This window comes from Pseudarthrobacter sp. NamE5, assembly GCF_005796225.1.
GTDB lineage: Bacteria > Actinomycetota > Actinomycetes > Actinomycetales > Micrococcaceae > Arthrobacter.
In genome coordinates, this window is the sequence record NZ_VAHO01000050.1 from 1 (window position 1) to 360 (window position 360).

Here is a 360-nt window from a genome sequence, read left to right on the forward strand (position 1 = left end):
TCCGGACATGACGCCGAGGAAGCCGATCTCCTCGGCTTCGTGCTGCAGGTCCACGAATTCCTGCGGCTTGACCCACCGGTCCACCGGCAGGTGCCGCTCACTCGGGCGCAGGTACTGGGTGATGGTGATCAGGTCACACCCGGCCTCGTGCAGGTCGCGGAGGGCTTCGCTGATTTCTTCGCGGGTTTCGCCCATGCCCAGGATCAGGTTGGACTTGGTCACCATGCCCAGGTTCCTGCCCTGGGCGATGACATCCAGGGACCGCTCGTACCGGAACGCCGGCCGGATCCGCTTGAAGATCCGCGGCACAGTTTCGACGTTGTGCGCGAACACCTCGGGCCTGGAATCGCAGATCGCGGT

1 pseudogene is annotated in these 360 nt (G+C 64.7%); it reads right to left on the reverse strand.

Annotated elements, in window-relative coordinates:
* Positions 1–360 (reverse strand): annotated as a pseudogene (locus FDW84_RS19035) (lipoyl synthase); the annotation flags it as partial.